The organism is Pseudoalteromonas sp. XMcav2-N (assembly GCF_024124545.1).
GTDB lineage: Bacteria > Pseudomonadota > Gammaproteobacteria > Enterobacterales > Alteromonadaceae > Pseudoalteromonas.
Genome location: NZ_JAMXSF010000007.1, coordinates 53,358 through 78,017 on the forward strand (window position 1 = coordinate 53,358; position 24,660 = coordinate 78,017).

General features: G+C 45.7%; 22 protein-coding genes. 13 read left to right on the forward strand and 9 right to left on the reverse strand.

What is annotated here, in order from left to right:
• Positions 1-4: 4 nt before the first annotated feature.
• The 3 genes from yiaA to NH568_RS10975 are packed head-to-tail and all read right to left on the reverse strand — an operon-like array spanning position 5 to position 1,625.
• The gene (yiaA, locus tag NH568_RS10965) at positions 5-451 is read right to left on the reverse strand and encodes an inner membrane protein YiaA (protein ID WP_253047107.1); all 447 of its coding nucleotides are present in this window, start codon (positions 449-451) and stop codon (positions 5-7) included.
• Between the two features lie 11 nt (positions 452-462).
• Positions 463-1,275, reverse strand: a complete 813-nt coding sequence (locus NH568_RS10970) for a DUF2145 domain-containing protein (protein ID WP_253047110.1) — start codon at positions 1,273-1,275, stop codon at positions 463-465.
• Positions 1,275-1,625 carry a hypothetical protein gene (locus tag NH568_RS10975; RefSeq protein ID WP_253047113.1) on the reverse strand — a complete coding sequence of 117 codons (351 nt, stop codon included), beginning with the start codon at positions 1,623-1,625 and terminating at the stop codon, positions 1,275-1,277. Before NH568_RS10975 ends, NH568_RS10970 begins: the two co-directional genes overlap by 1 nt.
• Positions 1,626-1,758: 133 nt before the next feature.
• Here NH568_RS10975 and NH568_RS10980 point away from each other — a divergent pair, with 133 nt between their 5' ends.
• From NH568_RS10980 to NH568_RS11005, 6 genes are all read left to right on the forward strand, one after another.
• Positions 1,759-2,496: a helix-turn-helix transcriptional regulator gene (locus tag NH568_RS10980; RefSeq protein WP_253047116.1), complete on the forward strand. Its 738-nt coding sequence runs from the start codon at positions 1,759-1,761 to the stop codon at positions 2,494-2,496.
• Between the two features lie 359 nt (positions 2,497-2,855).
• The gene (locus tag NH568_RS10985; protein WP_253047119.1) at positions 2,856-3,899 is read left to right on the forward strand and encodes a GGDEF domain-containing protein; all 1,044 of its coding nucleotides are present in this window, start codon (positions 2,856-2,858) and stop codon (positions 3,897-3,899) included.
• Positions 3,900-4,208: 309 nt separating this feature from the next.
• Complete coding sequence (locus NH568_RS10990) at positions 4,209-5,270, forward strand: hypothetical protein (RefSeq protein WP_253047122.1); 1,062 nt, start codon at positions 4,209-4,211, stop codon at positions 5,268-5,270.
• Between the two features lie 11 nt (positions 5,271-5,281).
• Positions 5,282-6,337, forward strand: a complete 1,056-nt coding sequence (locus tag NH568_RS10995) for a hypothetical protein (RefSeq protein ID WP_253047124.1) — start codon at positions 5,282-5,284, stop codon at positions 6,335-6,337.
• Between the two features lie 228 nt (positions 6,338-6,565).
• Entirely contained in the window at positions 6,566-7,042 is a 477-nt protein-coding gene (locus tag NH568_RS11000; RefSeq protein WP_253047127.1) for a GNAT family N-acetyltransferase, read from the forward strand.
• Positions 7,043-7,066: 24 nt separating this feature from the next.
• Positions 7,067-7,492 carry a hypothetical protein gene (locus NH568_RS11005; RefSeq protein ID WP_253047130.1) on the forward strand — a complete coding sequence of 142 codons (426 nt, stop codon included), beginning with the start codon at positions 7,067-7,069 and terminating at the stop codon, positions 7,490-7,492.
• A 38-nt stretch (positions 7,493-7,530) separates the two neighbouring features.
• Here the strand turns inward: NH568_RS11005 and NH568_RS11010 are convergent, their stop codons facing one another.
• Positions 7,531-9,480, reverse strand: coding sequence for a fibrinogen-like YCDxxxxGGGW domain-containing protein (locus NH568_RS11010; protein ID WP_253047133.1), 1,950 nt, complete (start codon positions 9,478-9,480; stop codon positions 7,531-7,533).
• 298 nt (positions 9,481-9,778) lie between these two features.
• Between NH568_RS11010 and NH568_RS11015 the strand changes: the two genes are divergently transcribed.
• The 3 genes from NH568_RS11015 to NH568_RS11025 all read left to right on the forward strand — a co-directional run bounded on the left by NH568_RS11015 (position 9,779) and on the right by NH568_RS11025 (position 13,646).
• Positions 9,779-10,807, forward strand: coding sequence for a cytochrome c peroxidase (locus NH568_RS11015; protein WP_253047136.1), 1,029 nt, complete (start codon positions 9,779-9,781; stop codon positions 10,805-10,807).
• Between the two features lie 26 nt (positions 10,808-10,833).
• Positions 10,834-13,137 carry a response regulator gene (locus tag NH568_RS11020; protein ID WP_253047139.1) on the forward strand — a complete coding sequence of 768 codons (2,304 nt, stop codon included), beginning with the start codon at positions 10,834-10,836 and terminating at the stop codon, positions 13,135-13,137.
• Positions 13,138-13,307: 170 nt separating this feature from the next.
• Positions 13,308-13,646 (forward strand): hypothetical protein, encoded by a 339-nt coding sequence (locus NH568_RS11025; RefSeq protein ID WP_253047142.1) that lies wholly within the window; start codon positions 13,308-13,310, stop codon positions 13,644-13,646.
• Between the two features lie 140 nt (positions 13,647-13,786).
• Here NH568_RS11025 and NH568_RS11030 read toward each other — a convergent pair whose 3' ends face one another.
• Positions 13,787-14,017 carry a DUF2237 domain-containing protein gene (locus NH568_RS11030; RefSeq protein ID WP_253047555.1) on the reverse strand — a complete coding sequence of 77 codons (231 nt, stop codon included), beginning with the start codon at positions 14,015-14,017 and terminating at the stop codon, positions 13,787-13,789.
• 540 nt (positions 14,018-14,557) lie between these two features.
• Here NH568_RS11030 and NH568_RS11035 point away from each other — a divergent pair.
• Complete coding sequence (locus NH568_RS11035; protein ID WP_253047145.1) at positions 14,558-14,986, forward strand: hypothetical protein; 429 nt, start codon at positions 14,558-14,560, stop codon at positions 14,984-14,986.
• Between the two features lie 101 nt (positions 14,987-15,087).
• Here the strand turns inward: NH568_RS11035 and NH568_RS11040 are convergent, their stop codons facing one another.
• On the reverse strand, positions 15,088-15,978 hold the full coding sequence (locus NH568_RS11040; RefSeq protein WP_253047148.1) for a DMT family transporter: 891 nt from the start codon (positions 15,976-15,978) through the stop codon (positions 15,088-15,090).
• Between the two features lie 276 nt (positions 15,979-16,254).
• Between NH568_RS11040 and NH568_RS11045 the strand changes: the two genes are divergently transcribed.
• On the forward strand, positions 16,255-18,318 hold the full coding sequence (locus tag NH568_RS11045; RefSeq protein WP_253047151.1) for a hypothetical protein: 2,064 nt from the start codon (positions 16,255-16,257) through the stop codon (positions 18,316-18,318).
• A gap of 68 nt (positions 18,319-18,386) precedes the next feature.
• On the opposite strand, the gene NH568_RS11050 is transcribed toward NH568_RS11045, so the two are convergent.
• Positions 18,387-19,001, reverse strand: coding sequence for a flavin reductase family protein (locus tag NH568_RS11050; RefSeq protein ID WP_253047154.1), 615 nt, complete (start codon positions 18,999-19,001; stop codon positions 18,387-18,389).
• Between the two features lie 105 nt (positions 19,002-19,106).
• On the opposite strand from NH568_RS11050, the gene NH568_RS11055 reads away from it, so the two are divergent.
• Positions 19,107-20,030, forward strand: coding sequence for a histone deacetylase (locus NH568_RS11055; RefSeq protein WP_253047157.1), 924 nt, complete (start codon positions 19,107-19,109; stop codon positions 20,028-20,030).
• Between the two features lie 78 nt (positions 20,031-20,108).
• Positions 20,109-20,555, forward strand: a complete 447-nt coding sequence (locus tag NH568_RS11060) for a hypothetical protein (protein ID WP_253047160.1) — start codon at positions 20,109-20,111, stop codon at positions 20,553-20,555.
• Between the two features lie 160 nt (positions 20,556-20,715).
• Here the strand turns inward: NH568_RS11060 and NH568_RS11065 are convergent, their stop codons facing one another.
• On the reverse strand, positions 20,716-21,696 hold the full coding sequence (locus NH568_RS11065) for a helix-turn-helix transcriptional regulator (RefSeq protein ID WP_253047163.1): 981 nt from the start codon (positions 21,694-21,696) through the stop codon (positions 20,716-20,718).
• Between the two features lie 264 nt (positions 21,697-21,960).
• Entirely contained in the window at positions 21,961-24,069 is a 2,109-nt protein-coding gene (locus NH568_RS11070; protein ID WP_253047166.1) for a neutral/alkaline non-lysosomal ceramidase N-terminal domain-containing protein, read from the reverse strand.
• Between the last annotated feature and the right edge of the window lie 591 nt (positions 24,070-24,660).

A 24,660-nucleotide genomic window follows, 5' to 3' on the forward strand; every position in this document is an offset into this window, starting at 1 on the left:
CAGCTTACTCCTCTCCTTCCGTGCTATTCGCGGATGGTTCGGGCGTATCGTGCACTAAGCTCTGACTATCCCGAACGTTCTTTTGAACGGCAATAGCGGCATACAGACTCATCAGATACGCGATACCATAAAAGCCCTTTTCACTGAGCAGTAACTCGGCGCGCCACAGGGCAAATACCAGTAAGACGATGGCCAGCACGGTGGAGAGCAGGCTCAATAAATAATAGAGGTTTGAGGTCGGGATTTGCTCCTGCCTGTCACGAATACACTTTTGCAGTGATACTGCGGAAAACAGGCCATAGAGCAGGGCAATCAGGTAATAGCCTTTTTCATTTAAGGCCATTTGTGCGTTGAACAGGCCAATCAGGTAACAGGCAATACCAATCAGCAGGGCTGCTACAGAGGCCAGTCTAAATGCTTTACTCGGTGCATAGGGAGTGGTCGTTGTCATATTGCGTTCTCCTACAGCGGGTATTTCAATTCAACCGGGCCATCCGGTGTCAGCACGGTACTGTGGGCCAGCAACTGGTTGTTCTTTAGATATCGGGCAATAGAGGTAAAAGTGGTGGTTTTCACCTTACCCTGGTGGTCACTACTGTCGATCCCATCGTTAAAGAACGAGCCCAGCGCCAGTTTAAAGCGGCTGACATTGAGTGTTTGCGGCTCAAAATAGGCCCGCGTATTCACTTTTAGCTGTGCCATGTCCGTGGTGTTATATAAAGCCGCGTTGATCACATTCAGTGTATGCTCGGTGCAATTTTGCTTCTGGTTATTAAATGGGTTGGCTACCACCGAGTAACGCGGATTATGGACCTTGGCAGGTACTCCCTGCGCAAACGCATCCAGCAATTTTTGTTGCAATGCCCGCGTGGGTATTGCAATGGCCGCTTTGAGGTCATGCACTGACCAGAAAAAGTCCGTTGGATAATCTACTATCAGCTGGCTGGTGCCGGGGTCGTCGTTCAACTGATATAAATTGTGAATGGCATAACCCTGCTTTTTCTCACCCTCTGTGGTCGTGAGTTCGGAGTAGACCGCCAGTGCAACATGAGTAAATTCAATGCCCTCAGGTAAGTCGCCCTCGGGACGACCGACCCGGCCGATAACAAATACGTGCGCGCCTTGTTGTGCGCTGTAGCGCTCAACCTGTTTGGCAAACTGAGCAATCTGGTTAGCTTCAAAGCGGGCTTCGCCACTGTTTTGGCTGCCTGCAAACGTATGTGTGCTGGCACATATTGTTGCGGCCACGCACAATCCTTGTATCCAGTTCATCATTACAGCTCCTCGTTAAGGGCTTGTGCCGGTGCAGGTCCTGCAATTAATACATCGTCACAAATAGGCAAAGGTTTTGGGCTGGCGGCGTCAGATAAGTCTGCTGCGGCCTTGGTACTGGCCATACCTACTGAAATTGCACTGAACCCGACTACTGCAACGGGGATAGAAACTGCAATCATAGACACTTTTGCGCCTTCAACGGCGCTTTCACCAACGCTAAGTGCACTGTACTTACTGGCCTGACTGCCATGATGGCTGGCCTGTGATGCATGGCTGTCATTAGCCACTGCCTGCGTACAAACCATACCGAATAGTGCTGAACATAAAACTGAACGAAGTAAGTGAGTCATATCTTTCCCTCCTGATAAGCAAACCATGTGGCTTGCGTTGACTTGCTTTCTAATTTACCGGAGGGATTGAATTTGTATACTCAAAATTAATATGTATAGTAATTAGAGACTATAAGTATAGGAATTTAATACTTTGAGCCAGATCCCATTAATTACTTCAACGCTTAAACAGCTATTGAAGCAACACAAACTGACCTATAAAGAGGTTGCCAATGCACTGGATATGAGCGAGGCCAATGTGAAGCGGGTCTTTGCCAGCGAGCAGTTTAGCTTGCAGCGACTTGAGCAGATCTGTGATCTGATGCAATTGTCTTTGGCGGACTTGTTTGCACTTGGGGAGCAAAAGCAGTCACTGGTCAGCCAGCTCACGCAGGCACAGGAGCAGGAGTTGATGGAGAATCCGAAACTGTTTTTGGTGGCTGTGTGTGTACGTGATGGCTGGCAGTTTGAAGACATCATTTCTCAGTATCAGATAGATGAACTTGAGTGCATCCGCTTGCTGGCGCGATTAGATAATCTGAATATGATCCAGCTGTTGCCTAACAATCGCTATAAATCTTTAGTAGCCCAGGATTTTCGCTGGATCCCCGGCGGCCCGCTTGAGCGGTTTATCGAACAGCAGGTGTTGACCAAGTTTTTACAGGGAGATTTTAACCGTGAGGATAGCTTTCGGTTTTATTTACGCGGAAGCTACAGTGATGCCACCATCAGTGTGGTACGGCGTCGTCTTGAGCAGCTCACCAAAGAAGTTGCTCAGCTTAACCAACAGGATGCACGGTTACCTCTGGACAAGCGTCAGAGTGTGGGGTTATTCATGGCGATGCGCCCCTGGCAACTTGGGTTATTTAATGATCTCAGGCGGGATGATTAAAAACGTATCTCAATAAGCATGTCGACGAAAGGTTTCTTTGTTTATTGTGTTATCAGCACGGCTAGTGTTGAGTAAATGAAAATTCATTATATGGTAATAAGCAACAATTAAGGTTGGGGTGTTCCTTAATTAAATACATTTTATCTACTTTTTCTGGGGCAGTGAATAATATATTTCCTGAATCTAATCGCAAGAATACTTTATGTTTTAGAAAGGGTAACATGAATTTAATTGTAAATGACACGATATCATTGATTAATTTTTTCTAATTATTTAGTATTGCATTCGCTTGGCTCCAAAAGTAGAACAATAATTAAGCAATAAAACATTGCCCCGACAATGTGGCTTGACGGACCTATATGGAATTTGAAACAACACTGACGCGCTCTGCGCACTACCTGAAACAGGCTTTGCCGATCATGATCCGTTATCGGATCCCGCTGACTCCGTTAAATTATTCGATTTGCTACTGCTACGTCGTGGGCTCACAACCTGAATTGAATGTAGAGTTAGATCAGATTTTGGCGCGCTATCAGAGTTGTCCCCCTCATTTAGCCAGAGAGTTGTTTGATAAATATCTTTCACAGCAAGATTTGGCATTGTTTCATGAAATATCTCATTCATTTCAGGGCACCATAGATCAAGTGCAGAGCGAAATATCGCAAACACTGGAGACGTCACAGGATTTTTCAGCGTTTTTATCCGAATGCCACTATGGATTGCACAATTTGAAAAGGCAGGGATCTGAGCAGGATCCTCGTGCGTACGACGAAGTACTGGAGTATGTATCCAGATTGACGCGCGAAGCAGTCATGATGCAGCAAAATGCGCTAGGTTTTCAGAATAAGCTGGAGGTGGCCTATGACGAAATCAAATTACTAAAAGAAGCACTTTTTGCATCGCAACGAGAGGCCAACACAGATAAGCTCACTGGCCTGTTGAATCGTGGTAAATTTGACGAAGATATTGTCAATTTCTGCACTCATCCGATGAGTAAGCAAAAGGTCTTGGTGTTTGTAGATATTGATCACTTCAAGCAATTCAATGACGACTTTGGTCATCAAAAAGGTGACGATATTCTTCGTAAAGTGGCTGAAAAGTTGGCGCACCACGCGCAAGGTCGTGGTGATGCTTATCGCTACGGTGGTGAAGAGTTTTGTCTGACATTGTCACTCAGCAGTGTCAGTGAAGCGGTCAGCTTTGCTAATATGATCCGTCAGGATATTCGAAAACTATCGGTAAAAGACAAGAAAACGGGTAACCCCATCAGACAGATCACCGCCAGTTTTGGCATTGCACTACATAAAGAAGGCGCACCCTGGCAAACGCTTATTGAGCTGGCAGACAGGGCCTTATATCTGGCCAAATCACATGGCCGTGACAGGGTAGAAGTAGCCGGTTAGCCGGCTCAGCATACAGTGCTTGTGTAACGATTTTTGCCACTAAAAAATACATCAACTTTCCTCATATATATTATTCCCCAAATTACATACGTTAACAAAAGTTTAATTTTCATTCATTTTGTGGTTGATTTTTGATCATATACTCATTAGCTTATTATTCGCTTTACCAAAAGGTCAGACGTCAGATGAGTGTCATATTTGTGCAATTTCGCCAGTAGCGAGTGTCGTGGTATGGCAAATTGCCAGCGGATAGAAATCTGAAGGCTGGTCACAGAACACAATGATTTTAATAGGATTAAAGAGGAAATTATGCAGCACAAAATCAAATACTACCTGCGCCTGTCTTGGCTTTTCCTGCTGAGTTCGGTGGCATTTAATACGTTTGCAAGTGGTTATAAAGTTGTACTTATTCATGGTCTTCAGACCAGTCAAGTGACCTCTGGCTACCCAATTGATGTAACGGGCGATGGTGAGTCATATTGGTCAGAATTCTGGGGTCAACACGCTGATGTTCGCATTGACTGGCCTGCTCTAGAGCGCATTGAAGGCAAGATAGCCAGTGACTATGTCTGGCCAAAACTAAAGCAAATGTCTCAACAGGGAACCTGTCAGCCTGGCTGTATTCTTGTTACGCATTCAACGGGCGATTTGGTTGCGCGTTACTTATTGGATAATCAGGCGAACTGGCTGGAAAATGCAGGTCTTACGCCGCTGAATATTGTTGCCACCTTTGACATTGCCGGAGCCGGTGGTGGTAGTGAGCTGGCCGACCTGGCTGTGAGTGTCGCACAGGGAACTGCTGGTCTGAACCCACTTCTTGAAGCGGCGATCAGAGCCTGGCTGGGTGGCTCTGTTGAAGGCCGGTTAGGTGTACTGAATGACCTGAAAGTGAACAATGCCAGACAAATAGCTGCGCTACCAGAAGCAAGAACACCAAGACTGCGTTTTGTTGCGGATGGCACACTGTTTCTCGGTGCAACCAAGCTTTTCCTGAAAGGAACAGACGACAGTGTTGTTGCAACACACTCCGCGTGTGGCGCAAGTCGTGCCGACGACTTTGGCAGCTGTAGCACAAGTATCGCTACCAGCGGAAAAATCGCGTCTCAAAGTGATGCTGTTAGTGGGTTCATGCCATATCACTACCCAATGTTGATGAGCGATAACTACGACCATTTCTCTGTGATCAATGATCGTGCAGAAGGCAAAGTGACCGCCGCTCAGACTAGCAGACAGCTGCTTGATGGTAACACTGTAAGCTTCAATACATACACCGAAGAAACGGGTGCCTGGTTCTGGAAGAGTACCTATCGTTACGTTGAAAACTCAGGGAATAACAGCCTGTCTCGTCTAATGCTTAATGCGATGCAATAGGAGAGAAATATATGAAGCCCCGGATGTTCATTATTCTGATGTTTGTGGCAATCGGGCTTGGTTACTGGTGGCTCAGCGGTGACGCTGAGCCTGCTCAGGTTCAAACCGACACTAACAAAAACACGCCAGCGAAAGCGCCACTTGTTAAAAAAGCGAAAGCAGCTGCTGAGGTGGCACCACAAACAACACTCCCGCAAAAACGAGACAGACATATTCCCGTGCAAATGACGGAAGCCGCAGAACACATTGCTCAGCATTATGAACAGCAATTGCAGTTTGCGCCCTATTCGCAGCCATTGACAGCGGCAGATGCTGACAGACTCACGCCTAATCATTTTTATCCTGTCACTATCCCGACGCAGAATATAGACGAGGTATTGACACTCAAACTCAGTCAATATCGTTTCGTATACCCAGAGCCGATAGAGTTAGTGCTAACGGGTAGCGATATATACAGCGCCACAGTCACGGTCAGCGAAGTCGACAGCAATAAAGTGCTGACTACCCAAAGCCTGATAGAGCAAGAAGGCAGCTACACATCGCGTATTAAGGGAAAGAAAACGTTTCCGAGGGAACTGCAACTGACTGTTCGTGCTCACGTCAGAGGAGACGAAATTCCACTGGTGGCGCAGATCCACTATATGAAACCGAGTGCCGAATTACTTAACCTGGAACAGCCGACGGTACAGGGGAGTGACCTGCTTGTATATGCCAGGCTTAAAGTCCAGGAGGCAGGGATTTATCGGATCAGAGCCAACTTGTTTTCGGGTGATCAGCCATTGTCTCATGTTGTGGCGAGAAAACGCCTGAGTGAAGGAACGCAATTATTGCCACTTAAGATCCACCAAAGCGTCCTGCCGCAACAGGCTTCAGCACTCAAGCTGACAACCTTTGTGGTAGAGCGTATGTCTGGCTCGCCACAGGAGAAAGCCCGCTATGGCCGCAGCAACGTGGATACCTATATGCTTGATGGCGTGGATCTATCTGAATTGAGCAGAGTGCCCTATACACCCACTGAACAGGAACGACAAAAACTGGCATTTCTGAAGCAGCTGGGGAACCAATAAGTGCAGATAAAAGTACTCTATTCTTTTGCATGCCCGGCGCATGCAATAAAGGCAGATCTGCCATTTCAGCCCAATTAAACCCATCATGTGGTTCAGCGCTTTGTCAGTGTATGATACTCAATCGTCCGGTTTGCTTGATCTCTGAACAATTGTTCGATACTTTTTTTGTTCCCAAATTGGTGTTAAATACACTTGAGACTGATAGGTCATAACGATAAAAGGATAGGTATGGTTGTCATTGAAAAATTGTCTCCATCACACATAGCTGCTGTTAAAACGATACAACTGGCACCAGAACAGATCCGTTTTGCAGGCACCTCAGATGAGTTTTTAGAAGACGAATGTGACACCACACACCGACACGTGATCAGGCGTGATGATACTCTGATTGGTTACTTTAAGCTCGATTTGGCTTATGACAAAAAATATGAGTATTGCCCGGCTGGCGCTTTGGGGTTACGTGCATTTGTAATTGATAAACAGCATCAGGGCAAAGGGCTGGGGACTGCGGCAGTAAAAGCGCTGCTGGTTTATCTGTCTGTCCATTATACGTCTTACCCATGGTTGTATTTGGGGGTTAACTGCCAAAATCTGGGGGCTTACGCTTGTTATTTAAAAGCCGGGTTGGCAGTTTGTGATGATAAGTACTTGGGTGGACCTGCAGGACCGCAGTACATTATGTATGAAAAAATTCCGTCCAGTTGATTGTGATATATGAAAGGAAATCAGATGTCCGACAAACCCGTTGCCAAAAAGCTCTGTAACTTTTTGATTGAAAATGCTGCTGCAGATTTCAGACTGGCAGATGGCCTGACTTACCTTGAGGATGTACACTTCCATGACTGGGCTGCAGAAACGGCGCTTGATAAGTACCGCAAAGCTCATCACGGGCTTTGGGTAGGAGGCGTTGTCATACTGACCCCACGCCATATCAAGTTCTCTCCCAACCTGATAAATATAATTTTTCATAAAGGGGATTACTCATTGTCCATACCATTATCACATATTATGGACATGAGTCTTGAATCAGGTTTATTGACCAATATTATCGTACTGACAACACCTTATGGCTTTTACCGTTTTCGCTGTTTTGGTGCGCGCGACTTTATGACGGTCATACACGCTCAACGACAGGGCGAACACCTTACCAGATAACCGGGGCTTTACCCCGGTGTAACCATAACAGCGGGTGTCTATTTCACATAGTAGAGCAGGGTATTTTGCTCCGCACCACTGTATACCCCACTGTTGTAGGGCCAGAGGTCAAATTTTACATTGTGTTGGTACAAAGAAGCACCGGCTCTTTGGTATCCATCTCCCCGACTGGTCGATTTGGTGCTCAGGCTGATAAATGAATAATCCAACCCTGAAAGGCTACAACCCGTTCCTTCTTGCTGCCACAATACGCCAATGTCATAGGGTACTTGCGGCTGAGTCAGGTCTGCAGTGTGTTGTACGGCCACACAATTTCCGTTGGTCAGCTTTGATTTGCTGATCTGAGCTACTCGGGCATATTCATCTACGAACATCATTCCCGTAGTCATACCTTGTTGGACTGCTTGCCATTGTTGGGCGGGAAGTGCACCAGTGCTGGCCTGAGTGACCGGGGTGGTTTCGAAAATTGTATCTAAGCCGTCCTGATGGTGTGCAACCAGTGTCCAGCCTCCCCCATTTAAAGTCATCTCACAATGGGCATAAAAGGCAGGTGTGCCCTCGTTGCCGTCTGGGTCAATTTGGTACAGGCCGGTTGTGGCGTCAGGATTCTGCTGCTTGATGGTCGCGCAGGTCGTGCCAGTAGTGGGGGTGGGTTCTTCTGGCGGTGTCACTGGGTCATGAGAAACAAAGCCTCCGTAGTATTCCAATTCGCCGATCGCTCTGTAGCTGTGCCCCTGAGTGCTGGTTATCTTTAGTCGGATATACTTTCCAATCGCGGGCTCGGTCAGGGTCACAAGCTGGTCGAGGCTTTTTGCAAGTGAAAAAGACTCGTGGTCAACATAATTGATGTTGTCCTGAGACACTTGAAGCGTTACGTTTTTGACGCCCATACCAGGGTCCGACGCGCCGGAATAGAGAAAAACCCGGAAAGAAGTAATATACGCCTGACGCTCAAAGGCGACCTGCAACCAATGGTCTTGCGCATAAGTAGATAGCCAAATGCCGCGTTTAATTTTTGCGCCAGCATCAAGGTTAATCTTGCTTGATGAGTTGTAGCCGTCAAAGGCACCAGCTGCACTATCCAGTCCGTAGCTTTGACTGGCCGTGTAAGACGATTCTGTCAGTCCATTAGTACCAATTAAGGCGATATTACCATGCTGACCAGTGGCTTCACCCGGATCAATGGCAAATTCACTTCCAGTATCCAGGCGCAGAGCCATGGTGTCCTTACCATAATGGGTAATATCCTGAGCAAACAACTGGTTTTTGATTGACAAGAGATTAATAACTTCCAGTAAATGGCTGGTTTCTGAGTCCTTAGACTGCTCTTCCTGAACGACTAGCTTACCATTGATGGTTTGAAAACCTTGCTGATTGACTGCTTGTTGAGTCAGGTTGTAAGCTTCACCCGTATCGGTCAATCCGGCATTGCTGTTGTTGTAGACTGCCAGATATCCAATCGTTTCTTCACTGTGATTGTTCCCGGATTCCTGCTCGGTGAGTGTTGCCCCAAAAGTCAGTGCCGATGTGCTGGACACCCGTAATGCATAAGCATCCGGGTCATTTTGAGTTTGACCACTCAAGATAACATGTGGTGTATGTGCAAAACTCTCTTGGAAAAATTGATGTGCGGCGCCACCTGTTATGGCAAATTCACCCACCTCCCAGATACTGCCATCGTTCAGAGTATGGCGTCCCTTTTCTGCTACAAGGAACGACACCTGCTCATCACCGTGTGCGCCATCCAGATATGGCCACTCCATGAACTGAACATCAAAGCTGGTATCAGTGACATTTGAGATGGAAATAACACCGGCATCCTGATCATTAAATGTAGGTACAGAAGAAAATATCACAGGATCAGAGTAGCCATTGATTGGAATAGTGATTTTATGATCGGTAACAGTGACATTTTCGATAAGCGTGAATGCGTGAGCATTGATGGATGTAAGAAGAGCAATTGAGCTTAGCCCGAGTCGCTTTAGCATGTTTTTCCTTAATTAAGGTTGTTATTTTTAAGTGTGAATACTACTTGTTAAGCACACAAAGTAAAGCAATAAAGTATTTAAATTCATTTGTTTACGAGTGTTTTTTATAGGTTTTGCCCTTCGTCTCGTAATATTTATTTCCCGAAAACCCGGGGTGGTTGAGGTCGTTTATCTTGCTTAACCTCATAGCAGAGTCTTGCTGGTTATACCTCAGTCGCCTGGAAAGTTTTTTTGTTTGAGTGGTCTATACTTACTTTCATTATCGGGGTCTGAGAAACGCGTCAGGGATGTGAACTGTATGAGTACCAACTATGTGGTGATTGTATTCGGTGGTCTGGCGGCTGTGTTTTTGAGCCTTGCGGTACAATTTTATTTATACGATGGCAGTCGTAGCCGTGAGACCGCGGTGAACAGCAGCATTGAGTTGGTCACTTATTCTACGCAATGGGTCGATGCCGCGATTCAGCCTCTGCCACGTATTGAACAGTATGATGTTGGCTGGGTTCAGCTTGGTAAAGCACTGTTTAAAAGCCCGTTACTTTCAGCGGACAATACAACCTCATGCGCATCTTGCCATGATTTGTACAACGGAGGAGACGATGGTTTTCCGGTTTCCGTTGGGATAAATCAGCAATTGGGCAGCCGTAATGCCCCGAGCGTGATCAACGCAGTGTTTAACTTCAGGCAGTTTTGGGATGGGCGAAGTGTCGACCTGACCAGTCAGTTGCCTTTACCTATTCATAACCCGTTGGAGATGGCCAGTAACTGGTCTCAGGTCATTGCAAAACTTCAGCAGCAGCCGCACTTTGTCAGCAGTTTCAGTGCGGTGTCAGATGAAGGGATCACACCCGAAAATATCACTAAAGCTATTGTTGCATTCCAAATGTCACTGGTATCTGAAAATACCCCCATTGATGCCTACTTGCTTGGAGACATGAACGCTTTAACGGCACAACAACAGCGTGGCTATCGTAAATTTGTTGAGCTGGGGTGTGTGACCTGCCATCAGGGTCGCAATATTGGCGGCAATATCTATCAGAAAATGGGTCGCCTGGAACGTATGCCCAATGAATTATTGAATGACTTTGGTCGTTATCAGTTAACCCGTAACGAGCAGGACAAGTTTGTATTCAAAGTCCCAAGTCTACGTAACGTCGCCAATACCCAGCCTTATTTTCACAATGGTTCAGTGGCTAATTTGTCGGATGCAATAAGGCTGATGGCACGAGGGCAGCTGGGTTTGGAACTCAGCGAGGAGGACATCGCTGATCTGGAAGCCTTGCTGCATGCATTTTCAGGGGAACTACCGAGGTCATTGAAAGAGTGAAATACATACTTGAAGGGATAACCCTATTGCTGATTTGGTGGCTCGGTTCAAACGCAATTGACCAATACCATCAACTACGGGACGTAAAGGCTACACTGGCATTGAAAGAGCGGCTCAACAGAGCCACAACTGAGTTATCGCTTGAGACCCTGTCAGCCATGGACAGCAATATTTATCACTTTGACAAGCATGCGCAGAAGCAGCTTGAGTTTGAAAGTGTTTATAATGAGTTAGTATCACGGCAGCTGCTGAGTGATGAGATGAACAAAGCTATATCGCGCTTTCATGATGCCATTGGCACATACATGCAGCTCGCTTCTATGCTCAAAACATCATACCGTTACATTGCAAAACAAGAATTGGAAAGCGATACGTTTTCACCACAGGCACAGCTCATTGTCAGCAAAAGTGCGGCACTGGTGTCTAATCTGCAGGTGACAAACTCGCATAGGGTTATTGAACAGGTCCGTCAGCAACTTGCGCAGTCTATGGTTACACTCACCCAGCTTGAGCAGGAAGGACGTACCTTCAGGGTTATGCGTTTGCATATAGAGTTTATATTGGAAAATGCGCTGATGGCCTCAAATTTGTTAGTGCCAATTCAAAACAGCAGTTTATCAACCGCTATTTTGCGGGAAACACAGCACCTCAACAACCAGGTAGATAGCGTTTACTGGCAGATGACACAGTCCGTATTTTGGTTTCTGTTACTGGTATTTACACTGATTTTAATCGTTTTATTAAGGCTTATGAGTGGTTTAAAGCGTGCCAATGAACAAGCTAATCAGGCAGCCCAAACCAAGTCTTTATTTCTCTCAAATATGTCTCATGAGATTAGAACACCGATGAATGGCATTATGGGGCTGACGGATATTCTTCTGTCCACCGAGTTGACCAGCGTACAAAGGAATTACCTGGAAAAAGTGAGGTTTTCGGCAAATGCGCTAACCACCATCATTAATGATATTCTGGATTTTTCGAAAATTGAGTCCAAAAAACTCAATATTGAACAAATTCCCTTCCAGTTTGAGGAGCTGCTGGATAATTTGCGGTCGCTGATCACGCCCATCGCCAATACTAAGGGGGTGAAGTTAATTTTCGATATCGACCCAAACCTCAATGAATGGTATGTCGGCGATCCGGTTAGAATTAATCAGATTATGCTTAACTTTGCTTCTAACGCCGCAAAATTCACTGACGAGGGCACCATTACGTTAGCCGTACACAGGCACCCTAAAGATGCAGCCAGTGACTGGCTTGAAATTTCGGTGAGCGACACGGGCATTGGCATAGAAGAGGACAAAATCGCGCTGTTGTTTGAGCGTTTTACACAGGCCGAATCCTCGACCACGCGGCGCTATGGAGGAACCGGACTGGGGTTGACGATATGTAAATTACTTGCTGAGCTGATGCAAGGTGAAATACGCGTTACCAGCAAAGTAGGTGTTGGTTCAACGTTTATGGTCCGCTTGCCGATGGCAACACTGGATCACGCTCCTCAGGCAACGGAAACAAATGAAAAAATCATGCTGGACGGCTCAATACTCATCGTGGAAGACGATCCAGTATATATGGAAGTCAGTGTTAATATTGCGACTTCAGTTGGGCTGACGGTTGCGCGTGCCCACACAGGGATGGAAGCCGAAGCGCAGCTGTTGGCCGAAACATTTGATATGTTACTGCTTGACTGGGTGCTACCTGACTGTGAAGCCAATGAATTATTGGAGCGACTTGAGGCTCTTGCGATACTGCCCGCCAAAGTGGTGATTTACACGGCTCACACAGAACAAAGTATAACGCCTAAAGTTGATTACCCTATATTGTATAAACCCTTGTTAAAAAGAGATCTGATCAGCCTGTTTATTACAGATAGCTCCAACGAGGACGTGGCAACACAAGAGCAGATGGCATCCAGGCTATCAGGCGACACCGCAGGTATTACACAGACCCACACATTCCGTGTGCTGCTGGTAGAGGATAATGATATCAATCGCATTGTGGCTACTAAACTACTTGACCGGTTCAATGTAGAGATTGTGATTGCACAAAATGGTCAGCAAGCCGTTGATGAAATCAAGGCATGTGATGGCGCGTTCGACCTGGTCTTTATGGACATTCAGATGCCGGTAATGGATGGTATGGAGGCCACTCGCATTGTGCGAGAAACTTACAGTGAGGAAGCGCTTAAGATTATTGCGTTAACTGCCAATGTAATGCAAAGCGAGGTGGATAAATATCTGAGCATTGGTATGAACGATCACCTTGGAAAGCCGTTTAAGACCGACGAGTTGGATAAGATTTTGAAAAAATATTTGTTTAATATACAATAGCGCGTTTAGCCATTAGCTAGCGTGGCGAAAAACCAAGTGGGATTAATGGTTTCAAGAACAGCAACTTGGTTCAAAAGAGAGCAGAATATAAAGTTTCAAGCTGAAAATCAGCTCTAGGACTTTGGAACACTTATAGTATTCTAATTGATAGATTGATAAAAGAGATAGATATGATGAAAAAAGTATTTTTTATGCTGTTTTTACTGATTTCCTGCGATGTGCTCTCGGCAGAACGGCTTGTGTCAAATGCCACGGTGACGTCATTGAAAGTATATGAAACAAACGATGACTCTGTGAGTGTCTGGATGCACATTAATGGTAGTGGCAGGATCGGGCCTAATCCCGAAAACCCGGAAGTGACCTGTGAGTTATGGACCAACAGTTCATTAGTGCATGGGTCGGCATTGGCCGCATTAATGGGCAAGAAAAAGGTCAATATTTCGTACGTTGACAGAGGTGATAAATCAAACTGGTGCAAAGTGAAGGTCTTAGAAGTAATTGACAGTTAAATTAGACTCACCCTGTTTTACGCCAGACTTGGCTGAGTAGCAGTATTTTAGAATGCCCTGCAAGTTCAATATTGCGGGGCTTTTGGTTTTAATATGCGTCATCTGTACATTAAGTTTCTTCTAGTTAATGTGCAGGTGAACTAGCTTTGATGCGCCTGAAGTACCTCAAGCGAAATAAGCTCCAAGGCATTTTCGTGTGTTGCTTCTAGATTGACAGGTGGTGCCACCCCGGCTTCACAGGCTTCTCTCCATCTCAGCGCACATAAACACCAACCATCGCCCGGTTTTAAGCCTGGAAAATTATAGGCTGGGTAGGGCGTGCTTAAGTCGTTGCCTCTGGACTTAGTAAAGGTTAAAAAGTCCTCTGTGATCGGTGCAGCAAGACTTTAGTTCACCACCCAGTACATTCTTAGCCATGTCTCATTTCCATTAATTATACAACTTGAGCACTATACGTATGCGACTGCTATGAGGTTTACTCTGAGTGGGTTGTGAGGGGCCCTCGATTTGGAGTCTTTACATCGAGGAGTTAAGTCGTATTGGCTTGGCTCAATGACGTGCAACCGCTTTCTGATTTCGTTTTTGCTCCTGTAACTATTGGGCCTCATGTTTTATCACGCTGTTTGTTACGCTATTATGTCCGCGACTTAGCTAAATTATGCATGTTTGAATAAGGATATATCAAAGTGAAAGCCAATGAATTTTATAGTCTTTCAAAAGAACTGGGCAGTGAGTATTAATTACCGCTCGGGTTCAAGTTCAATAATGGCGGCTGGTACTTCGCTAATGACAAGTACATGTTGGCCTTTGAGTTAGCCAATATATCTCATTCCCAAAACATTTTTCTTAAATATCTGACGGTGGTTTTCTATAATTATGTTAAGCGATCGGATTTTCAGGCGATGCAGCCGATGCAGCATGCTGATCACTATGGTCCGGTGCAGATAAATCCCATGCAACTTCCTGAGTATAAACAGTGGCAGTATACCAATGCGCACAATAGTCGTGGAGAAACATCTGCCTATTTCCCTCTGTACTATGGTGGACTTATTGAAGCGGAGCCTATAAAACAAGGGTTTTTTATTAAAAAACAATGGGAAATGCCAAAGGGGTTACTTCGTGGCTGGATCACTGAGCGTGGTGCCGATATCGTTACTGAAGAAGAGGCCAGAGAGTTGCTGAAAAAGGCGATGATAAACACCGCAGAGTATGTTTTTAAATGGGCTGATACGCTAACACCACATGAAATCATCCGGCAGATCGAAGAAAACGGTGATGACTGGTTTGTCGAAAAGGAGTGGGTAAAAGCTTACAAAGTGCACCTGGCATCGCAAATCTAGATAAGTCAGAAATATCAGCTGGTACAAAGGATATTGTTCAAGTACTTTGTCCCAGCTTCTCCGTTAACCCGACAGAGGAGATCTGTACGTGCTACGCAGTCTCACCCCTGCAACAGCAAAAACACGCCAAATAGTGCAATTGCGCCGCCGCATAACATGGCTTTGGTAACGGCTTCTTTTCTGATTAAACTAAGGGTCATCACCATGAGTGGGGCAGTTGCAAAAATGGTTTGTGCGATTGCCGGGTCCGTGTTGTTCACGGATACAAGTTGCAACCACAACCCGATAAAGGTGCCGAAGAAAACCGCTATAAACAACCAGCGCTTTCCTGATATTTGCTTTAATGTCAGTGCTTTATTAAGGCTATGAGATTTCAGGCAGGCAACCAGGCAAGCAACAAATAAGGTGCCGGATGCCAGACGGATCAATGCGGCCCACAAGCTACTGATGTCTTCGTTGATTAATGCGCCTTTCGAAAGCACCATACCTGCGGCCTGACAAGTTGCTGCCGTCAACGCAAAAGTTACGCCCAGCAGATAATGGGTTTTGTCCGGGAGCGGTTGGGCTTTATTGGGTTTTATAGCCAGAATAACACCAAAGGTGGTCACAGCGATGCCAAGCCAGGCGACAGGTCCAAGGTAAACGCCCAGAACCAGGATATTCAGAATGCCGGCAATAGCGGGAGCCAGGCTTTCAATCACCAAGGTGCGTGCCGGGCCAATATTTCTGAGAGCTGCAAAGTAGGCACTGTCACCGATGGCGATACCCAATATGCCACTGGCAATCAGCCAGGCCCAGCTTGATGATTGCGCTGGGTACAGAGTGTCTTGTGCAATGAACAGGCATAGTGCCATCAGTGCAGATGCAATCACCCCTTTACTGACATTTAACTCGAATGGACTCAGATGGTGACTAAACCGCTTGTACAACAGGGTTGAAAACGCCCAAACAAACGCAGCACTGATGGCTGCACCTTCGCCTATTCCAATCATCTTATTATTCTTCTGCTGAACTAAAAGCGGCTAGTATACATAAACACTCATCGAGAAGTTAGCCGAACAGGTGTACTGGCTGCCATCTCGATGCTTGCTGTGGCGGTAGAGCTTTGCTCGCTGGCGCTTTTTAGTCTCAGTTTCATATTACCTCATGGTTCTATTCAGTTCTGTTTCAAATAATTAATGTTGTGATACTATTATTTTCATTTTGTTGTAACTTTTTCTTCTTTTTTGCGCTTTTAAATCTTAAATAGAATAAAAATGGTGTTATCAATGAGTTCATCTGTTCTGGCATACGCATTTCTCAAAGCAGCCTTTGGACGAGGCCTTAAAAACCCTATCGATGCAGTCGAGCCTTTGGTGAAAAGGGCTTTACTGGACCTTAAACATGGTCAATTCGAACAAGCTAAAGTTCAGACTGCGATAAAAAAGTACTTTGGCGTTGAAATTCCGCTCAACGTTATCCGCTATACATTTAAAAATATCTCTGCAAACACTGATCTTATTTCCTTAAATAAGACGACTTTTATTTATGAGCGGACCAAAAGTGAGAAAGGCATTGAAGATGTATTAAACATGGAACGTGAGTCAAAGGAGCAGATTAAGCGGATAAAAGCGATTCTATTTGATGTGATCGAAGAGTACTCCAAGTTTAAGTTTGAAGTAGAAGAAGTGCTTGAAGAATGGTTGGATAAGTCAGCTATTAGCTTTCTTGGTGGCAAGGCTCCCGCCTCAAACATCAGTAATCGTGACTCGGAAATAAATAGAATTATCGCGATAGCAATTAACGACCAGGCGCATGGCAAAACCTTCATCAAGGATCTCACGGATGTCGCGCTGGGGGATGCATTATTACGGGCGATTACTGAAATAACTGAGTATGACAAGCATAAATCTAGTGAAGACATGGAATCTGCCATTGTAACCTTCCAGTCAAAGATGAAAGGTGTTGAGGTATATTTTGATACTAAGCTGGTGTTGCGCGTATTGGGTTATGTAAATGATGAAATGGAAAAAAGTACAAACGAGCTTATTAACCTGTGCAAATCACTAGACGCGAAAATTTGTATTTTCAGCCACACGGTCAGAGAGATTAAGAAAATTATTAATCGGGTTGCGTCTGGGTTGGTTGAGGGCAGACAGGTTGATGGTGACTTGGCAAATCATGCGTTTCAAAGAGGAATTAGCGCAGGAGAGTTGCTTGAATATGTCATCGACCTGGATGACAAGCTTAAAAAGCTGGGGTTTGACATCAAAGATGCCCCGACAGTCGAGCTGGAAAATTCGATTAATGAGTCCAATCTGGACAATATGGTGGGCAATCGATTAAATCAGGAGTCTGATGAGGCCCGGATCGCCGATGTTAATTCTATATGCGCAATTTACAGACTAAGAAGAGGAGAGGCAAAACGCTATCTTGAGAAATGTAATGCAATCTTTATTACTCCAAACAAAGCGCTTGCGGATACTGCTACCTTATTCTTTAAAAATCACTACAGAGATGAAGGTGAGTCAAACAGAGTTCAGCACTGTATGACAGATGTGGTCTTTGCGACGCGCCTTTGGACTAAGTTACCCACATCGCTCGACAAGTTACCGAAGAATCAAATCGTGGCTCATGCGATGAGTAACCTCTCTATCAGTAAAGAAGTAAAAAGCCAGTTTCAGAAGCACATTGGCGAATTAATAGGCGAGGGTAAATTAACTGAGCAAGAAGGTGCTCAGGTTAAGCTCTATAATTATACTGAAAAGCTGATTTCTTTAAGCGAGTATGCTTCGACACCCAGTAAAGATGGCGCTGAGTGTATTGCAAAAGAAATTATTACCAAACAAGGAAGCTACATCAATTCAATCATCGAGGATAATGAAGAACAGAAAAAAGCGCTGGAGTCGCAGTTAAGTGATATGGAATCCAAATATGAGCGTGAGAAACAATCACTCGAAAGTGACAATGTTTATCTGACAGAATCGCTCAATAAAAAAGTAGAAGAGGGGCGAGTTAAAATTTCATATATGGAGATGAACTTGGCACGCATCGAAGCACGTTGCGGTAAGATAAGTCGAGTACTAACCAATAGCGTATTTTTAATCGCTTTTTTACTCGTGTACTATAGCTTTGTCATTAACTTGGACGTGACCCAATACTTAATGGCCCACTTTGAGATTGAGAAAAATGACACACTGGATAACGTTTTACAGTTTGTCTCAGTGATGTTTTTTACCATTATCTCGATATATGGTGTGTCTCGTACTGATTTTTACGACTATTTTTATAGTAAATTGCGAGGGATAATCATCAGAATAGTTGTGGGTAATAAAGAAGAATTCGAAGTTTAAAAAAACCGGAAGAAATCTATTGAAGCACAACACAGCGATTGCTTCGGGGCAATCGCTGTGAGCATTCATTATTTAGGTCTGACTTTCGCAAATGGTGCGGTGATCCCTGAGTACTCTCCACCACCCAGACGTGTCAGAGGGGCGGCTTTATCTGCCAAAACCTTAAGGCGTTGTTTGTGATCCAGCTCGGTGATTTTATCGCTCAGGTACAAGCTGACTATCTTCACAAACACCAGATTTTGCGGTGTATCGCCGATCTCCTGTACTTCATACAGTTCACAACCGTAGGCAATATCGCAGTGGGCGACCCGTGGCATTGAAAAACCGTTAAATTCAGCAAGCGCTATGTTGTTTGCAGTGACTTCTGATTCGCCATGGGGCAAGGTTGCGGCAGTCTGAGTCACTAACTCAGCGTCATGCTCTGAGGCAATGTGGATCACACAACGGCGTGTTGCTTTGATGTTTTTGACTGTATCTTTAATTTCACCAGTGGGCTTTTTTCCGGCCGAAAACATCAACAAAGGCGGCGCACTGGACACTGCCGTAAAATAAGAAAAGGGCGCCAGGTTATAGTTTTGAGCGCCGGACTCGGTTAGCACCCAGGCTATCGGCCTTGGGATCACTGTTTGAGTCATCAGGTGGTAGATCTGGGTGGGCGAAAAGTCAGCAAAGTTCAGTTCCATAAAACACAAGTACGCAAAGTTAAGGGACAACCATGGTGCCACACTAACCATCGGGTGGAAAGATGCGATACACTCTCTCTATCCCTGTTCTGTATTGTTCCGGATATGTATATAAACCGTCAGTCACTCAATACTCGCTTACCTTTGGTTTACCATCCCAATTACTCGTTTAGTTTTGATCCAAACCACCGCTTTGTGATGAGCAAGTTTGCAAACTTGTATCAGCAGGTCAGGGCCATGGGTTTGATTGGCGACAACCTGCATCAGCCTCAACTGGGCTCGCCAGAGCCGCTGGAAACGGTGCACTGTGACACCTACCTGTGGGACCTTTGGCGCAATCAACTCTGTGGGAAGGCCATGCGGCGTATTGGCCTGCCCTGGTCTGAGCAGTTGATGGCAAGGACGTTTACGGCACCGCTGGGCACACTCAAAACGGCTGAACTGGCTTTACAACATGGTGTGGCCTGTCACCTTGCTGGCGGGACTCACCACGCACACTATGATTTTGGCTCGGGTTACTGCATGGTGAACGACCTGGCATTTACTTCTACAACTCTGATTGAGCAGGGTAAGGTCGACAATGTACTGATCTTTGATCTCGACGTTCATCAGGGTGATGGCACAGCAGCTATGTTAAAGCATAATCCTTATGTGTTTACCTGCTCTATCCATTGTGAAAAAAATTTCCCGTTTCGAAAGCACAGCAGTGATCTCGATATTGGGTTGGTGAACAACCTAAAAGATGCAGAATACCTGCATATTGTAGAAGACACTTTGAAAGGCCTGCTCGAAGACGTAAATCCGGATCTGGTATTGTATGATGCCGGTGTGGATATCTGGGAGCACGACGGTCTGGGCAAGCTGGATATCAGCTGGCGCGGTTTGGAACAGCGCGATGCCCTGGTGCTTAAAACCTGTCAGCAAGCTGGCGTACCGGTTGCAACTGTGATCGGCGGCGGCTACGACAAAGACCATTTACGTCTGGCTCAGCGACATGCTATTGTGGTTGGGCAGGCGGCATTGCTTTAAACTCATGTATACGTGACTAAGGCTCAATTGAACAATAATTGGTCTGCACTTGTTAGTGAACAATTATAAAAGGAAAAAATGAAGTACTTTTTGGCAATCATCTTACTTGTGATTTCAATGCAAGGCGCTGCACAAGCTGAAAACAGGCAGTCATCGTTAGTATGTATGCAGTTGATCCAAATCGTAGATTCTGCATTCTCATACAAAAGCCAGGGGAAAACCAAACAACAAATGCTGGCTCCCTTACCATCAAAAGACGTATTAGCAGGTTATCCAAAGAGTATGTCTGCACAGCGGCTATTGGGTGAGCAGATGCTCGAGGTGGTTGCGGATATATATTCTTATGAAGCGCTGCCTAAAGTGGCATATTCAGCTTACCGCGCAGAGAGTTGTCATCGCAGCACCACCGGTCAGCCTGTCGTTAAAGATTTTTCAAAGGTAACCGCTCAACTATCACATTGTGGCAGTTTGGATAGAGAGGCGCAGTACAAATGTGGGTTTGAGCTTGCAAAGCCAGTGCTCTAACTGATACGCCACACTTGTCATCCCGGGTGCTTGCGACCCGGGATCTGCTTAACGCCACTCGGCTCTCTAACCGGGCGTATTAAAAAAGTGTTATAAGTGCTCTGTGTACTTATATCCAGCGGCTAGCGTCGATGTCGCTCAGCCCTGGACCCGATTCACTTCACCTAGTGCGCTGACTATCAACCAGTTGTGCAAGCTCACTGCGGCTGTTGATCCCGATCTTGTCGTAAATACGGTATAAGTGATTAGAAACGGTTGACGGAGCAACATCCAGTTGTCTGGCTACTTCTTTAAAGGTCAGGCCTTTGCATACCCATTTCACAATTTGTGCTTCGCGCTGGCTTAACAAATCTAAGGGGCCCGGTATTCTCAGCGTCACTGTCATTAGCTCACCCTGTGCTTTAAAAGAGACTGCCAGGTTATTGATCTGCACTGTAGAGTTATCTTTGCCAATAGCAAAGGGCAGGGTAACGCCTGAGCGATTGGGAAAATACTCGTTGAGTAAAGTGACAAAACGGGGCTGGACCTCGTGAAAACATCCATTTAAGTCGCATATCGCAGATGCGGCGTGTTCCTTGGTGTGGAGCACATTGCCTGCATGTAAGTGCAGAAAAAAGGCATGTGAGGCGGCATTGACCAGATGAAACACAAGTCGCTCCTGTAATTGGCGTTCGTACTCGGTAAATATCTGTGCTCTGTCAAAGCGGTATAAACTGAGCAGCGAATACAGGCCATTGTCCTGATCAAAATGTCCGGCAGCCAGGATACGTTCAATACCATAAGGCTGAAACAATTGCTGATATAACGGAGACTGGTAAAAGTCATTATCAGCAATCACGTCCTGCATATTCACCGGTTTGCCGAGGTTGTTGATCACGGCGTCTTTGATAGGGTTGATGGGCAGGGTTTTTTGCAGCTGATGGGCATAATGTTCATCCAAACCAATATGGCAAACATAATGAAAGTGAATATCTGCGCTGTTGCCACTGCCCCAAAATGCCGCATCAAAGTCGATGATCCTGGATAATTGTTCCAAAGCCCACACACGATACTCATCCGGCGGTATGCGTGCGGCTTCACGATAAAGAGTGCTGATGAAAGCTTCTGTGCTTTTTGCAGTCTGAGTGATATGTGTTGTCATAATGGCTTTTATTCACCCGGAGCAAGCTCTGAGATGTGACTACTCTGCGTCAGGCTTTTCCAGGTAGAGTAAATATTCAAGTTTTTAAAGCGATGATAGAGGGAATAAGAAATTTTGTATATCCGATGTTGTCATGATATCGCGGTGTCAATCGAGGAGGGGGCAGCGTGACGCTAGGTCGTTATGGCGGCAGAAGCTGTTGAGTGTAGTAAAAGTTGGTGCATGAAAAAGGCCATGTAAAACATGGCCGGAAAATAAACGGAATTAGTTCACTGTAAAGGAGCGGCTATGACCAGAGTAACTTCGTATCTTACCACCCCAGCCGCTTTTCCAGTGGCCATTGTGTTTAATGCGATAGGTACCTGTGGGCATGGCCGGATTGATAGTCCATTCCAGCTGCGCGAACGAGCAGGCCATACAATCCGCTGCGGTATCGCGAGCCCAGGTGAACTTAGTGCTTAGATCGTTGTCAGTTAAAACCGTTGACCAGCCACCGTTTTCATATCGCTGCACCTCCATAAAGCTCGACATGGTTTTAAAGTTATTCTGAGGGTGGCCGGAGCGAAACTTCACCTTAACCGTATTACCACGCACGTAACTGCTGTTGGCATCATTCCAGGTTTGCCCGAAAGACTCCCACAGGCGTTTATCATCGTACACTACACCAATGGCATAGACTTTTTGTTTATTGGACCAGTCCAGCGGGCTCGGACCTGAGTCAAGGGCATCGCCGTTTACCAAAGCATTGGCAAGTCCGCTAAAGATCTGCCGATATGCCGCCAGACTGTACTGACCAAACAAGGTGTGCGCTCCTTCGTAATACTGGATCTGATATTCCTCTTTGGTTGTGATGTACCCGCCGTAGGCATTAGCCAGCCCGGCAAAAGTCACAGTGGTGATGCCACGAGGAGCAAGCGCTGTTTGTAAATCGCTGCGCAGGCGACGTGCCGCCATGGTTGTCATCTCACCCGGGATCCCCACAAGTGCCATTTCACCAATCTGAAAGAGCTGGAAAGGTAAGGTATCTGTATACAGGTGTGCGCCGGCGCCCAGCTGAGTGGGTAAAAAGGTGGGTTTAGGGTACTGACATACCTCGTGGGTTTTGCTGCCCAACACGTTTTTATCAAACCCGAGCAGGCCTGCAAAATCATTGATGAATTTAAACGCACCACCCACAGCACCAATCACCGTACTGCGATCCCAGCTGGTTCCTTCGTTATCCTGTGTCATACCTTCAAATACACCCGACTGGCCAGAAGGGCCATCATAGGTCGCACCCGCAGTCATCGAAAAGCCAATCGCACCTTCACACAAAGACTGCGCTCCATTGCCCGTGTAGTGCCCTGAGATATTCAGGCCGGGCAATTTTACGTACTGAAAGCGTACGTCTAGTGCACCATTGAGCGTGTTTGTTGCATTGTTATAAAGGCTCAGCGCTTTGTTATATTGCTTGTTTGCCGATAGCGCAACATTGGCTTCATTGCTACCCGCACAACCATTTTCAGGACCGCATACATTGGGCGAAACATCGCCTTCTTCACTGTTCGCAAAGGCGGCAACAAACTGACCCGACAGTGGCCAGTTAGCCCCTTTTTGCTTTTCAAATAACTGAGCGGCAACGCCTTTGTTGTCTCCGGTTATAAGGCGCTGACTCTGGTTGCTTGACACATTATGCACGCCAAACCAGTTGATCATCCCAATCTCCTGGCCATTGCTTTTCACCAGCTTTAGCAAGGTCATGGTTTCATTAACCTGAGTGTCGTATTCGTCGGCATCTGGGTTTTGGTTGTAGGCGGTAAGGTTGCGGTTAACTGCCGCGCCGGATAATTGCCCCTGATTGATGTGAATACTGCCTAAGCCTCTGCTCAGATAGGCGTTACGAATGGACAGGTAGATACCATTGACTATGGTGTTGTAATTATCTTCGTCATAACCCAATGCACTCATATTAAGCATAATATTGTGATCATAACCACCAGGCCCGACGTGAACATGCGTTGCGCTGAGCATTACATTTTTCTGGTTAAAAAATGGCGCAATTAGCGGGTCGCTAGCGATTTTTTTGAGCACCCCCTGATGCACACCCTGGGTGATGCTTTGCAGATCTGCACTGACAAAGGTGACAAGCTGGTTGGAATTTGGTTTGCCAATTACAAATGCACGAGACCAAAGGCGTGTATGTATCCCTTTGGTGGTTTGCCCAACATCGCCATACCCTACCATGCCCCGATCGGCGGCCGGTCCGGTAATATCATAGATCCCAGAGCCAATGATCCAGTCACTATTTGCTTTTGTACCCAGGCTAACAAGCATCAGCGCTAAGCTACTGACTCTAATCAGCCAGGTTTTATATCTTGCGTGTAAAGTAGTCATATTAATCCCCCAGCCATACCAAGCAACATGGCTGTTTTCGTTCATTGTTTAGGATAAGCACCCATTTGGAATGGGTGCTTTTGATACTCGCGAGATTGAGGGGTTATTAAATCTTGGTTAGCAATGTAACTAAATAGTAATATTGACCTAACAAGCCGATACAGTGAGAGCTGACTATTTATGGCTGTTGCTAAATAAACAAAGTTGCCCGAGCAATGTCATCAGCAAGGGGTAAAGCATTGCTGCTCTATCTGCCTTATGGCAGGTTGCTTTTTACCTTCTTTGTCCTTTATCCGATTACCTGTTTTCCAGTTATTGTCACGAAGATTAAGTTTTGCGCTGTGTCTGCAGTAGATCTTAGTTGAAAAAAATTGAACTTAATGGTGTTGAACTTTGTTTTGGGCAAGCAGGGATTACATTGGATAGCGCCTTAAATTGCGAAATTATGAGTTAAGTCATAAACATGTTCACTTATTGGTATCTCAAGGGTTAATTAGCCACTTTTTTTGCATAAAAATCAACTGATCTTATTGATTATGATTCTCATTGGTATTAATATGCGCCGCGTTTCAGTGCTTTTTATGTTAATTT

Excerpts from the sequence above, each read along its gene's own strand:
- NH568_RS11040 (WP_253047148.1), bottom strand. The coding sequence starts at position 15,978 with ATGATTGGAATAGGCGAAGGTGCAGCCATCAGTGCTGCGTTTGTTTGG.
- NH568_RS11025 (WP_253047142.1), top strand. The coding sequence starts at position 13,308 with ATGATGAAAAAAGTATTTTTTATGCTGTTTTTACTGATTTCCTGCGAT.
- NH568_RS11055 (WP_253047157.1), top strand. The coding sequence starts at position 19,107 with ATGTATATAAACCGTCAGTCACTCAATACTCGCTTACCTTTGGTTTAC.
- NH568_RS11015 (WP_253047136.1), top strand. The coding sequence starts at position 9,779 with ATGAGTACCAACTATGTGGTGATTGTATTCGGTGGTCTGGCGGCTGTG.
- NH568_RS10990 (WP_253047122.1), top strand. The coding sequence starts at position 4,209 with ATGCAGCACAAAATCAAATACTACCTGCGCCTGTCTTGGCTTTTCCTG.
- NH568_RS11070 (WP_253047166.1), bottom strand. The coding sequence starts at position 24,069 with ATGACTACTTTACACGCAAGATATAAAACCTGGCTGATTAGAGTCAGT.
- yiaA (WP_253047107.1), bottom strand. The coding sequence starts at position 451 with ATGACAACGACCACTCCCTATGCACCGAGTAAAGCATTTAGACTGGCC.
- NH568_RS11045 (WP_253047151.1), top strand. The coding sequence starts at position 16,255 with ATGAGTTCATCTGTTCTGGCATACGCATTTCTCAAAGCAGCCTTTGGA.
- NH568_RS10995 (WP_253047124.1), top strand. The coding sequence starts at position 5,282 with ATGAAGCCCCGGATGTTCATTATTCTGATGTTTGTGGCAATCGGGCTT.
- NH568_RS11000 (WP_253047127.1), top strand. The coding sequence starts at position 6,566 with ATGGTTGTCATTGAAAAATTGTCTCCATCACACATAGCTGCTGTTAAA.
- NH568_RS11010 (WP_253047133.1), bottom strand. The coding sequence starts at position 9,480 with ATGCTAAAGCGACTCGGGCTAAGCTCAATTGCTCTTCTTACATCCATC.
- NH568_RS10985 (WP_253047119.1), top strand. The coding sequence starts at position 2,856 with ATGGAATTTGAAACAACACTGACGCGCTCTGCGCACTACCTGAAACAG.
- NH568_RS11035 (WP_253047145.1), top strand. The coding sequence starts at position 14,558 with ATGCAGCATGCTGATCACTATGGTCCGGTGCAGATAAATCCCATGCAA.
- NH568_RS10975 (WP_253047113.1), bottom strand. The coding sequence starts at position 1,625 with ATGACTCACTTACTTCGTTCAGTTTTATGTTCAGCACTATTCGGTATG.
- NH568_RS11060 (WP_253047160.1), top strand. The coding sequence starts at position 20,109 with ATGAAGTACTTTTTGGCAATCATCTTACTTGTGATTTCAATGCAAGGC.
- NH568_RS11065 (WP_253047163.1), bottom strand. The coding sequence starts at position 21,696 with ATGACAACACATATCACTCAGACTGCAAAAAGCACAGAAGCTTTCATC.
- NH568_RS10970 (WP_253047110.1), bottom strand. The coding sequence starts at position 1,275 with ATGATGAACTGGATACAAGGATTGTGCGTGGCCGCAACAATATGTGCC.
- NH568_RS11005 (WP_253047130.1), top strand. The coding sequence starts at position 7,067 with ATGTCCGACAAACCCGTTGCCAAAAAGCTCTGTAACTTTTTGATTGAA.
- NH568_RS11050 (WP_253047154.1), bottom strand. The coding sequence starts at position 19,001 with ATGGAACTGAACTTTGCTGACTTTTCGCCCACCCAGATCTACCACCTG.